Genomic DNA, 12,404 nt, shown 5'->3' on the forward strand with positions numbered 1-12,404 from the left:
ACCTCTTCCCTGACCACCGGGGGTTCCTGATGTCCCAAGACAGCGTCGTCGACCTGCTCGCCGAGCTGGTGGCCTTCGACACCACCAGCCATCGCTCCAACCTGCCGCTGATCGCCTTCATCGAGGCGTACCTGGCTCGCCACGGCGTGGCCTCGCGGCGGGTGACCGACGCGACCGGCGAGAAGGCCAACCTCTATGCCACCATCGGCCCGGTGGACCGCCCCGGCGTGATGCTCTCCGGGCACACCGACACCGTGCCGGTCACCGGCCAGGCCTGGCGCGTCGAGCCCTTCCGCCTGACCGCCGAGGGCGAGCGCCTCTACGGCCGCGGCACCGCCGACATGAAGGGCTTCCTGGCCGCGATGCTGGCCGCCGTGCCGGCCCTGGTCGAGGCGGACCTGGCGGCGCCCGTGCACCTGGCCTTCTCCCACGACGAGGAGGTGGGCTGCGTGGGCGTGCGCACCCTGCTCGCCGACCTGGCCCACCAGCCGGTGCGTCCGGCGGCCTGCCTGGTCGGCGAGCCGACGTCCATGCGCCCGGCCACCGCCCACAAGGGCAAGCTCGCCGTTCGCCTGCACGTGCGCGGCAAGGCCTGTCATTCCGGCATGGCCCCCGAGGGCGTCAACGCCATCCATGCCGCCGCCCGCCTGGCCACCTGGGTCGAGGAGACGGCCGCCGCCAAGGCCACCCGCGGCCCCTTCGATGAGCGCTTCGCGATTCCCCACACCACCCTGCAGGTGGGCACCATCCAGGGCGGGGCGGCGCTCAACATCGTGCCCCAGGACTGTCGCCTGGACATCGAGATCCGCAACGTCGCCGAGGACGACCCCGAGGCACTGCTCGGCGAGCTGATGGCCGTCGCCGCCTCCCTGGAGGCCGAGATGCGCGAGACCTTCCCCGAGGCGGGCATTCGGCTGGAGCGCTTGAGCGACTACCCGGGCCTGTCGATGGCCGACGACCACGCCCTGGTGGCCTTCATCCTCTCGCTGCTCGACGCCGGCGAGCTGGAGCGCATCGGCTACGGCACCGAGGGCGGACTCTTCCATCGCGAGCTGGGCATCCCGACCCTGGTCTGCGGCCCCGGCAGCATGGCGCAGGGTCACCAGCCCGACGAGTTCGTGACCCGCGACCAGTTGGCCCGTTGCGAGGCCTTCCTGGCCCGGTTGATCGAGGCGCTCTCGGGCCTCGAGGCGCGGCGGCGCCTGGCCGCCGGCGAGCTGCTGGCCGCCGACCCGGCGTGAAGCGCCTGGCCGGGGCTCGCCCGGGACGTCCGGCCCCGGCAGCTGGTATGCTGGGAGGCGCCGCACCGCGCGTCGCGGGGCGGCGTCCCTTCCCAGCGGCGGTGGCGAGTCGATGCGTCAATTCACCCTCAAGCAGCTGCGCTACTTCGTGGTGGCCGGCGAGCTGTCCAGCGTTACCCAGGCGGCCCGCAAGCTGCACGTCTCCCAGCCCTCGATCTCCGCGGCCATCCAGCAGATCGAGGAGGTCACCGGGCTGCAGCTGTTCGTGCGCCATCATGCCCAGGGGCTGTCGCTGACGCCCTCGGGCAAGCAACTGATGCAGCGCGCGCGCCAACTGCTGCGCGACGCCGAGGGCCTGGAGAAGTACGCGCTGTCGCTGGGCGAGGAGATCGGCGGGGAGCTGCGCCTGGTGGCCTTTCCCACCTTCGCGCCGGTGTTTCTGCCCCAGCTGCTGCGCCGCTATGCCGATCGCCACCCCGCGGTGAGCCTCTACTGCGACGAGATGAACCAGGTGGACATCGTCCGCGGCCTGGGGCAGGGCGACTACGAGCTGGCCTTCACCTACGATCTCCAGGTCCCCGAGGAGATCGACTTCACGCCGCTCTACCGCTTTCCCCCCTATGCCGTGGTCGCCGCCGACCACCCGCTGAGCGGGCGCGACAGCATCGGCCTCGCCGAGCTGGTGGCCTATCCCATGGTGCTGCTCGACTGGCCGCTGAGCCGTGAGTACTTCCTGTCGATCTTCACCCACCACGGCCTCTCGCCCGCGGTGTCCCACCGCGCCAAGTCGATGGACATGCTGCGCGGGCTGGTGGCCAACGGCTTCGGCTTCTCGCTGTTCAATACCCCCTTGTCGGCCTTCGAGGCCCTCGACGGCGGCGGCCTCACGCCGCTGCGGCTCGAGGACGATGCCCCGCCGCTGTCGATGGGCATCGCCTGCCTGCGCGGCCTGCGGCTCAGTCCCGCGGCCGAGGCCATGCACCGCCTGGCCCGGGATCCCGACGCCCGGGGCGAAGTCTTCGCCCGCCTCGGCGACGGTCAGGCTCAGCCGGCCGGCGCCTGAGCGCGACCCAGGGACGATCCGCCTTCGCATGACCCCCGCCAGGGATGGCATCCCGGCCCGTGCACGCGGCCGTCTGCATAGGAAAATATGATGCTGTTGTTCGAGTAAAAATATTTTAATTAACCAAAAGCTCGGGGCTATCGTGACCTCAAGGTCGCAATAGATGCCGAGACGACCTCGACAACAATGACACTGACAACGGAGACCCTCCCGATGGCGGCACACGATCTGTCCTTCTGGCGAGACCTGCGCTCCCGGCTGACCCTGCCGGACGGGGCCTTCATCGACGGCCGGCGCGTCCAGGCCGACGATGGCGAGACCCTGACCACCTGGAATCCGGCTAGCGGCGAGGCGCTGACCGAGGTCGCGGCCTGCGGCGTCGACGACGTGGAGCGCGCGGTCGCCGCGGCGCGGCGCAGCTTCGAGGCCGGCGACTGGTCGCGGGCCGCGCCGGCCCACCGCAAGGCGGTGCTGCAGCGCCTGTCGGCGCTGATGATGGAGCATCAGGAAGAGCTCGCCCTGCTCGAGACCCTGGACACCGGCAAGCCGATCCGCGATGCCTTCGAGCTCGACATTCCCGGCGCCGCGGGCTGCTTCGGCTGGTACGCCGAGGCCACCGACAAGCTCTACGGCGAGGTGGCGCCCACCGACGGCGACAACCTGGCCACCATCACCCGCGAGCCGGTCGGCGTGGTGGCCGCGGTGATCCCGTGGAACTTCCCCCTCGACATCACCGCCTGGAAGCTGGCCCCGGCGCTGACCGCCGGCAACAGCGTGATCCTCAAGCCCGCCGAGCAGTCCCCGCTCACCGCCCTGCGCCTGGCCCAGCTGGCCACCGAGGCGGGCATTCCCGACGGCGTCTTCAACGTCCTGCCCGGCCATGGCCATATCACCGGCGAGGCGCTGGGCCTGCACATGGACGTGGACTGCCTGACCTTCACCGGCTCCACCGCCACCGGCAAGCGCTTCCTGGAGTACGCCTCGCGCTCGAACATGAAGCAGGTGTGGCTGGAGTGCGGCGGCAAGAGCCCCAACCTGGTGTTCGCCGACAGCGACCTGGACGCCGCGGCGAAGACCGCGGTGCAGGGCATCTACTTCAACCAGGGCGAGGTGTGCTCGGCGAACTCGCGGATCCTGGTCCAGCGCGACGCCAAGGCGGCCTTCGTCGAGCGCTTCGTGGCCGCCGCCTCCGAGCTGGTGGTCGGCGACCCGCTGGACCCGGCCACCGACGTCGGCTCGCTGATCGATACCGCCCATGCCGGCAAGGTGCGCGGCTATATCTCCCTGGGTCTGGAAGAGGGCGCCCGCCTGGCGCTGGGCCAGGCGCCCAGCGGCGAGGAGCGGGACGCCTTCGTCTCGCCGACGCTGTTCGAGGGCGTGACCCCGCAGATGAGCATCGCCCGGGAGGAGATCTTCGGCCCGGTGGCCGCGCTGATCGAGTTCGCCGACGAGGACGAGGCGGTGGCCATCGCCAACGACTCCATCTACGGCCTGGCCGCCTCGGTGTGGACCGAGAACCTGTCCCGGGCGCACCGCATCTCGCGCCGCCTGCGCGCGGGGACCGTCTCGGTGAACACCGTGGACGCCATCGACTTCACCACGCCCTTCGGCGGCTACAAGCAGTCCGGCTTCGGCCGCGACCTGTCGCTGCACGCCCTGGACAAGTTCACCCAGCTCAAGACCACCTGGGTGCGCCTCTGAGCCACCCCGATCACGCCCGCCGGTGCCTCGCCGGCGGGCGGATGACCCCACAACAACAAGAGGGTTGACGACAATGCAACACACCGTACCCAATGCGGCCGCGCCCACGGCCGCCGGCAAGCAGGCCCGCGGCGTCCTGGGGCTCAAGTCCCTGATGGCCGTCGCGGTCGGCCTGGTGGTGTCCCAGGGCGTCATGGTGCTGATGCTCCAGGGCGTCGGCATCGCCGGCTCGGCCTTCATCGTGCCGCTGGCCATCGCCTGGCTGCTGGCGCTGTGCTACGCGGCCTCCTTCTCCGAACTGGCCCTGCTGGTGCCCCGGGCGGGCAGCCTGAGCGCCTACACCGAGGTGGCCCTGGGACACTTCCCGGCGATCCTCTCGGTGTTCTCGGGCTATGTGGTGGTGGCCATGTTCGCGCTTTCCGCCGAACTGCTGCTGGTCAACTTCCTGCTCGGCGTGCTCTATCCGGCCGTGGAGGGCACCCACTACGTCGCCTTCGGCATCCTCGGCGCCTTCACGGTGCTCAACCTGCTGGGCATCGACGTCTTCGCCAAGCTGCAGAACCTGCTGGCCTTCGCCATGGTGGTGGCCCTGACCCTGCTCGGCGTCAGCGCCCTGACCGGCGGCTTCGCGCCTCACGCCTTCGAGGCCGGCGAGCTGGCCGCCGGCTTCAACCTGGGCGAGGGCGCCTTCACGCTGATCGCGCTGGCCATCTGGGGCTATGTGGGCGCCGAGTTCGTCTGCCCGCTGGTCGGCGACGCGCGTAAACCCGAGCGCTATATCCCGCGCTCCATGTACCTGGGCCTGACGGTGATCTTCGCGGTCTTCGCCCTCTATTGCCTGGGCGCGCTCTTCTACCTGCCGCGGGACGTGCTGATGACCGCCGAGCTGCCGCACCTGGAGTATGCCTCCGCCGCCTTCGGCGGCTCGGGCACCTTCCTGCTGGCCGTGGCGGCGATCACCGCCACCTGCAGCACGGTGAACACCTCGCTGGCCGCGGTGCCGCGCATGCTGCAGGGCATGGCCGAACAGGGCCAGGCCTTCCCGGTGCTGGGCTGGAAGACCCGGAAGACGCGCGAGCCCTGGGTCGCGGTGCTGTTCACCGCCGCCATCACCGGCCTGCCGCTGCTGATCTGGGGCAACGACGCCGGCACCGTGGGCCTGCTGCTGATCTCCGCCGCCATCGCCTGGCTGATCGCCTACATCATCGCCCACGTCAACGTCATCGCCCTGCGCCTGCGCTATCCCGACGCCGAGCGCCCCTACCGCTCGCCCTTCTACCCGCTGCCGCAGCTGATCGGCATCGCCGGCATGGTCTACGCCATCGTCTATGCCTCGCCGGCGCCGGAACTGACCGCGGAGATCTTCACCAACGCCGGCGTGGTGCTGGGCATCGTCAGCGTCATCGCCGTGGCCTGGATCAAGCTGGTGATGAAGAAGCCGCTGTTCAAGCCTGAACCCTTGAACGAGATCGCCAAGCGCTGACCCCCGGCGCCACAGGCAACCCCGGGAGGCGCCCCGCGGCGCCTCCCGACCCCGAAGGAGAATCACAATGACCAGTCAGAACGCATCCGCCCAATTCGACAAGCAGGAAATCTGGCAGAAGGATCGCGATCACTTCATGCACCCCTGGACCGACTTCTCCACCTTCAAGGAGACCGGGTCCATGGTCTTTCACCAGGCCGACGGGGTCTCCCTCCAGGACGCCGACGGCAAGCGCTACCTGGACGGCATCGGCGGCCTGTGGTGCGTGAACATCGGCTACGGGCGCGACGAGATCGCCGAGGCCGTCGCCGAGCAGATCCGCGACATTCCCTACTTCTCGACCTTCGGCCACCACACCACGGCCCCGGCCGCGCGGCTGGCCGCCAAGCTCGCCGAGCTGGCGCCGGGCGACCTCAACCACGTCTTCTACGGCTGCGGCGGCTCGGTGGCCAACGACACCGCCGTGCGCATGATCCACTTCTACTTCAACCAGCTCGGCCAGCCGAGCAAGAAGCAGATCATCTCGCGCATCGACGGCTACCACGGCAGCACCTACATGGCGATGTCGATCACCGGGGTCGAGGTCGACCACATCGGCTTCGACATCGACCGGCAGCTGGTGCATCACATCTCCAGCCCCAATCCCTATCGCCGCCCCCAGGACCAGAGCCTCGAGGCCTTCTGCGACGAGAAGGTGCAGGAGCTGGAGGACAAGATCCTCGAGCTGGGCCCGGACAACGTGGCGGCCTTCTTCGCCGAGCCGATCATGGGCGCCGGCGGCGTCATCGTGCCGCCCGAGGGCTATCACCGGAAGACCCTGGAGGTGTGCCGCAAGTACGACGTCCTCTACGTCTCCGACGAGGTGGTCACCGCCTTCGGCCGCCTGGGCCACATGTTCGCCTCGGAGGACGAGTTCGGCATCGTCCCGGACATCATCACCTGCGCCAAGGGCCTGACCTCCGGCTACCTGCCGCTGGGGGCGACCATCTTCTCGGACCGCATCTACGAGGTGATCAGCAAGCCCCAGGCCGACGGCGCCATCTTCACCCATGGCTTCACCTATTCCGGCCATCCGGTGAGCTGCGCGGCGGGTCTGAAGAACATCGAGATCATGGAGCGCGAGGGGCTGTGCGCGCACGTCGAAGACGTGGGCGACTACTTCGAGCGACGCCTCCACGAGCTCGAGGATCTCGAGATCGTGGGCGATGTCCGTGGCCGCAAGTTCATGATGTGCCTCGAGAACGTCGCCGACAAGACGACCAAGGATCTGATCGCCCCCGAGGCCAAGGTGGGCAACCGGATCGCCGACGAGTGCCAGCAGCGGGGCCTGATCGTGCGGCCGCTGGCGCACATGAACATCCTCTCCCCGACGCTGATCCTGAGTCGCGAGCACGTCGACTTCGTGGTGGCGACCCTGCGCGAGAGCATCGAGGCCGCGACCGCCTCGCTCAAGGCCGACGGCTACCTGCCGCGCTGATCCCCGGCAGGGGCTTCGCGAGGGCTTGCCCATCCCGGCCCGCGCCGGGGTGGGCATGTGCGTGTCGGGAGAGGCGGTTCGGCCGCCGACGGCCTGGGGGAGAGCCGGGCGACGCGCCAGCCGGCCGTGCCGGCAAACAAGAGGGGGAGATGCCTTGCGGCATCTCCCCCTGCTGGTTGGCCGGAATGTCGGCGGGAGGCATCAGGCCTCCGGCAGCCACTCCTGGACCAGCTCCTGGTTCTCCTCGACCCACTGCTTGGCGTTCTCGTAGGGGTCGGCGTCTTCCTCCTGATTCATGAGCATGACCTGGCCCATCTGCTCCGGGGTCCACTCGAAGGCGTCCAGGATGGCGTAGGCCCCCGGCAGGTCCTCCTCGAGTCCGTCGCGGACGATGGTGTGGATCTGCTCGGCGCCGCCGTAGACGTTCTGCGGGTCCTCGAGGTACTTGAGGTCCCAGCGGGCGAACATCCAGTGCGGCGTCCAGCCGGTCACCGCGATCTCTTCCTGGTTCTCGATGGCGCTCTTGAGGGCCGCGGTCATGGTGGCGCCGCTGCCGCTCTGCAGGTCCAGGTCGAGATCGTAGGCGTCGATGACGTCCTCGGTGAGGCTCATGATGCCGGCGCCGGGATCGATGCCGGTGATCTTGCCCTCGAAGTCCTCGGCGTGCTCGTTCAGGTCGGCGATGGAGTTCGCCTCGCTGTAGGCCGGGACCACCAGGCCGAGCTTGGTGCCGTCGAGGTTCGGGCCCAGATCGTCGACCTGGTCGCCGACACGCTCGAGGTAATCGGCGTGGGTGGTGGGCAGCCAGGCGGCGACGATGCCGTCGGCGTCGCCGGAGGCGACCGACTGCCACATGGCGGCGGCGGACAGCGAGGTGAGTTCCACCTCGTAGCCGGCCTGCTCCAGCACGGCGCGCACCACGTTGGTGGAGGCGACTTCGGAGGCCCACTCGACGTAGGCCAGGTGGACGGTGCCCTTGTCCTGGGCCTGGGCGGTGGCGGCGCTGAGGCCGGCGCCGGCGATCAGGGCCAGGCCGGCGAGACGCATCGGTTGCTTGGTCATTAGGTAAGCCTTTATGAGGAATGCGCTCCAAAGCATGCAGATCCCCGCCCCGGGATGCAACCGGGGCGGGGCGAGAGGCGTCAGGCCTTCTGCTTGCGCAGCGACTGGGTCAGGCGATCGAGCAGCATGGCCAGGATGACCACGGCGATGCCGGCCTCGAAGCCGTCGCCCGGGCGCAGGCGCTGGATGGCGCGCCACACCTCGCTGCCCAGGCCGTCGGCGCCGATCATGGCGGCGATCACCACCATCGACAGGGCCAGCATGATGGTCTGGTTGATGCCGGCCATCACGGTGGGCAGCGACAGCGGCAGCTGGACCTTGAACAGCTTCTGGCCGCGGGTGGCCCCGTAGGCGTCGGCGGCCTCGACCAGGTCGGTGGGGACCTGACGGATGCCCAGGGTGGTGAAGCGGATCGCCGGCGGCATGGAGAAGATCACGGTGGCGAAGATCGCCGACACCGAGCCGATGCCGAAGAACGGGATCGCCGGGATCAGGTAGACGAAGGCCGGCATGGTCTGCATGAAGTCGAGCACCGGCATGATCGTCCGGTAGAGCCGCTCGGAGAGCGCCGCGGCGATGCCCACCGGCAGGGCGATGACCACCGCCACCAGGGTGGCTATCACCACCAGGGTCAGGGTCTCGATCATCGGGTCCCAGAGGCCCAGGTTCCAGATCAGCGCCAGGCCGGCGACCGCGCCGATGGCCAGGCGCACGTTGGCCAGCCACCAGCACAGCGCGGCGATGATCACCAGCAGCGACCAGTCGGGCAGCCACATCAGGGCGTCGTTGAGGCCGTCGATGCCGGTCTGGGTGAGCCTTGAGATGCCGCGGGTCACGGCGGAGTATTCGCTGGTCAGCCAGTTGAGGCCGCCCTCGATCCAGTCGCCCAGCGGCATGCGCGGAAATTCGATAGCCATCAGTGATCTCCTGCCTGTGCGAGTTCGTCGAGCACGGCGCCTTTCACGACCACGCCCTGCAGTACCTGGTTGTCGTCCACCACCGCGATGGGGAAGCGGTTCTCGCTGAACATGGCGAAGAGATTGTGCAGCGGCTCGTCGCGGGTGACCTTGCGGAACTCCTGGGTCATCACCTCGGTGACGGTCTCCTTGCCGTCTTCCAGCGCCTGGCTGGCGGCATCGGCGTCGATCAGGCCGATCAGGCGGCGCTCGCGGTCGAGGATGTAGATGGAGTCCAGGCTGTGCTCGCGCATCTTGCGCAGCGCGGTGCGCGGGCCGTCGGTGTCGCGCACGGTGGAGCGCACCTTGCGCATGGCGCTCTCGGCGCTGAGGATGCGCGACTTGTCGACGCCCTCGATGAAGCGGCGCACATAGTCGTCCGCCGGCTTGGTGAGGATCTCCTCGGGGGTGCCGATCTGCACCACCTCGCCGTCCTTGAGCAGCACGATGCGATCGCCGATGCTCAGGGCCTCGTCGAGGTCGTGGGTGATGAAGACGGTGGTCTTCTTCATGCGGTGCTGGAGCTGCAGCAGTTCCTGCTGCATGTCGCCGCGGATCAGCGGGTCGAGCGCCGAGAAGGCCTCGTCCATCAGCAGCACGCTGGCGTCATTGGCCAGGGCCCGGGCCAGGCCGACGCGCTGCTGCATGCCGCCGGACAGCTGGCGGGGCAGGGCGTCCTCCCAGCCGTCCAGGCCGACCTGCTTGAGCGCGTTGCGGGCGATCTCGCGGCGCTCGGCGGTGTCGATGCCGCGGATCTCCAGGCCGAACTCGGCGTTCTGCTGCACCGTGCGGTGCGGGAAGAGGGCGAAGTTCTGGAACACCATGGAGAAGTGGCGGCGGCGGCACTCCAGCAGCTCCTTCTCCTTGAGGCTCGGGATGTTCTGCCCGTCGATGACGATTTCGCCCTCGGTGGGGTCGATCAGGCGGTTGAGGCAGCGGATCAGGGTCGACTTGCCGGAGCCGGACAGGCCCATGATCACCAGCAGCTCGCCCTCGTAGACATCGAAGTCGATGTTGGACAGGCCCAGGGTCTGGCCGGTCTTGTCGAGGATCTCGGGGCGCTTCAGTCCCTGGTCACGCAATTCCAGCGCCTTCTTCGGCTGGCTGCCGAAGACCTTGCTGAGATTGCGGACCCGAATCTTGACGTTTCGGTTGTCACTCATTGGCGGTGCCTTGGTCGGCGCCCGGTCGCGGCGGGAACGCGATCGGGAAATGGGTTGTGGGGTTGGGTGTCGACAAGCATGCCGTGCGGCTGCGTTGACGCGAAGCGAGGCGCCATACCCTAGCGTTTATTAAATAAACGTTCAAATTTGGCGCCGATGCCGACAGTTCAGGCTCAGTCGGCGCAACGGGGCGCACCCTGGGCGCTCGGGGGCGCCGGCGACAGCCGCCAGAGGCTACCTCCGGGATCGTCGTCGAGCAAGTAGAGGGCGCCGTCCCGGCCCTGGCGGACTGTGCGGATGCGGCCGATCTCGCCTTCCAGGATGGCCTCGCGCTCGACCACCGCCCCGCCCGCCAAGCGTAGCCGCAGCAGGGTCTCGCTGCGCAGGCCGCCGGCCAGCAGGTCGCCCCGCCAGGGGGCGAAGCCCTCGCCGGTCACCCGGGCCAGGCCGGAGGGAGCGAAGCGGCCCGAGAAGGCATGCACGGGGTCGCGCATCCCCGGGGCGCTGTCGCGACCGAGGGGCAGGTTGGTGACATAGTCCCGCCCCAGGGTGACCTCCGGCCAGCCGTAGTTGGCGCCGGGCACCAGCCGGTTGAGCTCGTCGCCGGTGCGCGGGCCATGCTCGGTGGACCAGGCGGTGCCGTCCCCGGCGACGATCAGCCCCTGGGGGTTGCGGTGGCCGAGGCTGAAGATCTCGTCGCGCACCTCGGGATCGTCGACGAAGGGGTTGTCGGCCGGCACCCCGCCGGTGTCGGTGAGGCGCAGGATGCTGCCGGCATGGTCGCCGCCGTCCTGGGCGCGCGACGGATCGACGCCGCGATCGCCGATGCTCATCAGCAGGGTGCCGTCGGGCCGCCAGGCCAGCCGCGAGCCGTAGTGGCGCCCCGGCGTCGAGAATCGATCCTGGACGAAGAGCGGCTCGAGGTCGGTGAGGCGGCCGTCGCCGAGCCTGGCCCGGGACAGGGCGGTCGCCGTGCCGCCGGGGCCCGGCCGGCTCCAGGTGAAGTAGAGCCAGTCGTGCTCGCCGTCGCCGTAGTCCGGGTGCAGGGCCAGGTCGAGCAGGCCGCCCTGGCCCCGGGGCGAGACCTCGGGCAGGCCGGCGAGCCGGGTGATCCGGCCGTCGTCGATCAACGCCAGCCGGCCGTCGCGCTCGCTCGCCAGGAAGCGCCCGTCGGGAAGCATGACCAGCCCCCAGGGGTGGGCCAGGCCGGCGGCGATCGGCGTCAGGCAGAGGGCGAGGTGGCGGGTGACGAGGGGGCGCTCATCGGCCTGGGCCGTGAGGGTGGCGGCCAGCAGGGCGGTGGCCAGCCAGCGGTGGTGCGGGCGCATCCGAGACCTCCATGAACGGACGACGCCTCACAGTATAGGGGGTGCGCGCATCAGCAGGGCCAGCAGGACCGGCAGGTAGAGCAGCGACAGCAGGGTCGAGCAGAACACCAGGCTGGCCACGTAGTCCGGCTGCCGCCGGGCCTTCTGGGCGAACAGATAGTTGAACACCGCCACCGGCATGCTCATCTGCAGGATCAGGATGGCGTGGGCCGTGGCGGGCAGCTCGAGCAGCGCGCCCACCGCCCAGGCCAGGCTCGCCGCCAGCGGCAGCCGCAGCAGGCTGAAGCCGACACCCGAGCGCAGGCCGCGGACCTGGATGTTGGCCAGCGAGACGCCGAGGGTGATCAGCATCAGCGGGACCGTAAAGCCCGAGATCAGCTCGACGCTGTTGGCCAGCCAGCGGGGCAGGGCGGTGTCGGTGAGCAGCAGCGCCAGGGCGATCAGGATGGCGTATACCGTGGGCGTTGTGGCGAGGATCCTGAGCGGGTGGCCGCGCCCGGCCATCAGCGAGCCCAGGGTGAACTGGAACAGCGTCACCGTGACCATCACCGTGATGCCGAAGGCGAAGCCGGCGCTGCCGAAGGCATAGAGCACCACCGGCAGGCCCATGTTGCCGGTGTTGGGGTACATCATCGGCGCCAGCAGCACCCGCCAGTCGCGCCGCAGCAGCCGGGCGACGAGGACGGTGGCCGCGCCCATGCCCAGCAGCACCAGGGCCGTGGCGAGCATGGTGCGCCCGAAGCTGCCGGCGTCGATCTCGGCATCGGCCAGCGAGGCCAGCACCAGCGAGGGGGTGCCCACGTTGAACACCAGGCGGGTGACGAAGGCCACCGGGAAGTCGTGGCCCAGCCTCACCCAGCCGAAGCCCAGGCCGGCCCCGGCCAGCACCGGGGCCATCACGGCGAACAGTTCGGCGAACATGGCGAGTCT

The 12,404-nt window shown here is 69.5% G+C and carries 10 protein-coding genes; 5 read left to right on the forward strand and 5 right to left on the reverse strand.

The features are described 5' to 3' along the window. Window positions 1-29 precede the first annotated feature (29 nt). The 5 genes from argE to QC818_RS11220 all read left to right on the forward strand — a co-directional run bounded on the left by argE (window position 30) and on the right by QC818_RS11220 (window position 6,965). Entirely contained in the window at window positions 30-1,241 is a 1,212-nt protein-coding gene (gene argE, locus QC818_RS11200) for an acetylornithine deacetylase (RefSeq protein WP_309652947.1), read from the forward strand. A gap of 112 nt (window positions 1,242-1,353) precedes the next feature. Further along, window positions 1,354-2,304 carry a LysR family transcriptional regulator gene (locus QC818_RS11205; RefSeq protein ID WP_309652948.1) on the forward strand — a complete coding sequence of 317 codons (951 nt, stop codon included), beginning with the start codon at window positions 1,354-1,356 and terminating at the stop codon, window positions 2,302-2,304. A gap of 213 nt (window positions 2,305-2,517) precedes the next feature. Beyond that, window positions 2,518-4,005, forward strand: coding sequence for an aldehyde dehydrogenase (locus tag QC818_RS11210; protein WP_309652949.1), 1,488 nt, complete (start codon window positions 2,518-2,520; stop codon window positions 4,003-4,005). 73 nt (window positions 4,006-4,078) lie between these two features. Beyond that, window positions 4,079-5,488 (forward strand): APC family permease, encoded by a 1,410-nt coding sequence (locus tag QC818_RS11215; protein ID WP_309652950.1) that lies wholly within the window; start codon window positions 4,079-4,081, stop codon window positions 5,486-5,488. Between the two features lie 67 nt (window positions 5,489-5,555). Beyond that, window positions 5,556-6,965, forward strand: a complete 1,410-nt coding sequence (locus tag QC818_RS11220) for an aminotransferase (RefSeq protein ID WP_309652951.1) — start codon at window positions 5,556-5,558, stop codon at window positions 6,963-6,965. Between the two features lie 201 nt (window positions 6,966-7,166). Here the strand turns inward: QC818_RS11220 and QC818_RS11225 are convergent, their stop codons facing one another. The 5 genes from QC818_RS11225 to QC818_RS11245 all read right to left on the reverse strand — a co-directional run bounded on the left by QC818_RS11225 (window position 7,167) and on the right by QC818_RS11245 (window position 12,395). Then, window positions 7,167-8,027 carry a glycine betaine ABC transporter substrate-binding protein gene (locus QC818_RS11225; protein ID WP_309652952.1) on the reverse strand — a complete coding sequence of 287 codons (861 nt, stop codon included), beginning with the start codon at window positions 8,025-8,027 and terminating at the stop codon, window positions 7,167-7,169. Window positions 8,028-8,107: 80 nt separating this feature from the next. Further along, window positions 8,108-8,944 (reverse strand): ABC transporter permease, encoded by an 837-nt coding sequence (locus QC818_RS11230; RefSeq protein ID WP_374710085.1) that lies wholly within the window; start codon window positions 8,942-8,944, stop codon window positions 8,108-8,110. Continuing rightward, window positions 8,944-10,146, reverse strand: a complete 1,203-nt coding sequence (locus QC818_RS11235) for a quaternary amine ABC transporter ATP-binding protein (protein ID WP_309652953.1) — start codon at window positions 10,144-10,146, stop codon at window positions 8,944-8,946. The genes QC818_RS11230 and QC818_RS11235 overlap by 1 nt, the downstream gene beginning before the upstream one ends. Before the next feature lie 173 nt (window positions 10,147-10,319). After that, on the reverse strand, window positions 10,320-11,474 hold the full coding sequence (locus QC818_RS11240) for a PQQ-dependent sugar dehydrogenase (RefSeq protein ID WP_309652954.1): 1,155 nt from the start codon (window positions 11,472-11,474) through the stop codon (window positions 10,320-10,322). Window positions 11,475-11,501: 27 nt separating this feature from the next. After that, window positions 11,502-12,395, reverse strand: a complete 894-nt coding sequence (locus QC818_RS11245) for an AEC family transporter (RefSeq protein ID WP_309652955.1) — start codon at window positions 12,393-12,395, stop codon at window positions 11,502-11,504. Between the last annotated feature and the right edge of the window lie 9 nt (window positions 12,396-12,404).

It is taken from the genome of Halomonas koreensis, assembly GCF_031451675.1.
In the GTDB taxonomy this organism is placed as follows: domain Bacteria; phylum Pseudomonadota; class Gammaproteobacteria; order Pseudomonadales; family Halomonadaceae; genus Halomonas; species Halomonas koreensis.